Origin of the sequence: Actinomadura sp. NPDC047616, from assembly GCF_040642915.1 — a bacterium.
GTDB lineage: Bacteria > Actinomycetota > Actinomycetes > Streptosporangiales > Streptosporangiaceae > Spirillospora > Spirillospora miaoliensis.
This window is the reverse complement of sequence record NZ_JBEYTB010000045.1, coordinates 1-1,310: the sequence shown is the minus strand read 5'-3', so window position 1 is coordinate 1,310 and position 1,310 is coordinate 1. Positions and strand designations below refer to the sequence as shown.

The 1,310-nt window shown below is 69.8% G+C and carries 1 protein-coding gene; it reads left to right on the top strand.

Annotation, left to right across the window (positions count from 1 at the left end):
- The first annotated feature begins 46 nt into the window (after positions 1–46).
- Positions 47–1,276: an IS30 family transposase gene (locus ABZ801_RS41575; protein ID WP_360709478.1), complete on the top strand. Its 1,230-nt coding sequence runs from the start codon at positions 47–49 to the stop codon at positions 1,274–1,276.
- Positions 1,277–1,310: the final 34 nt, after the last annotated feature.

Sequence of the window (1,310 nt, the reverse complement as noted above, 5' to 3'; positions counted from 1 at the left end):
GCTCCCCTTCTAGTGGTCGTCGCAACACCCCTGCTGAGGGGACGCGATGGACTTCGAGATCCGGAAGGACCGGAGGCCGCAGGGCCGGAAGAAGCTGACCCGTGAGCGGGCTGCATACTTCCGGCTCATGGATCAGGGCTACAGCAGCAGGGAAGCCTGCAGGATCGTCGGCATCGACCGCCGGACCGGCAAGAAGTGGCGCAACGGCAGCAATGCCACCAAGGGCCGGAAGGCGGCGCCTCCCGTCACCCGGGAGCCGTCTCCTTCCGGCCCCTCGCGCTACCTGGGCGAAGCCGAGCGCATCCACATCGCCGATCGGATCCGCGAAGGCGCGTCGCAGCGCACGATCGCCGGCGAGCTGGGCCGCCACCCCTCGACCATCAGCCGCGAGGTCCGCCGGAACCGGACCGAGGGCACCCGCGACGACTGGTGCTACCGGCCGCACGCCGCCCACGCCCGCGCCGCCGTGCGCCGTGCGCGTCCCAAGACCCGCAAGTTCGAGGCCAGCCCCGAGCTGCGCGACATAGTCCAGTCTTGGCTGGAGATGAAATGGAGTCCGGAGCAGATCAGCCAGATGCTCCGCGTCCGCTTCCCCGACCGTCCGGACCTGCGCGTGTGCCACGAGACCATCTACAAGGCCCTCTACGTCCAGGGCCGCGGGGAGCTGCGCCGCGAGCTGGTCAGGGCACTGCGCACCGGCCGGGCCCACCGCAAGCCGCGGCGCCAGGCCCAGCAGCGCCAGCCCCGCTACGCCGCGCCGATGGTCATGATCAGTGAACGCCCCGCCGAGGCCGCCGACCGTGCCGTCCCGGGCCACTGGGAAGGCGACCTGATCATCGGCCGCAAGCAGACGTCGCAGATCGGCACCCTCGTCGAGCGCGCCAGCCGCTACGTCCTGCTGGTCCACCTGCCCGACGACCGGACGGCCGAGACCATGCGCGACGCCCTGGCCGCCACGATCCAGACCCTCCCGACTGAGCTGAGACGCTCCCTGACCTGGGACCAGGGCTCGGAGATGGGCCTGCACCACCAGTTCTCCATGGCCACCGACATGCCCGTCTACTTCTGCGATCCGCACTCGCCCTGGCAGCGCGGCTCCAACGAGAACACCAACGGCCTGCTGCGCCAGTACTTCCCCAAGGGCACCGACCTGAGCGTCCACACCCCGCAAGACCTGGAAGCAGTGGCCGCCGAACTCAACTCCAGACCACGAAAGACGCTCGGCTGGGACACCCCAGCCGAGCGTCTCGCTAAGCTCCTGGCCGAAGCCAGTTGATCAACCGGTGTTGCGACGACCCCTCGAATGCGCC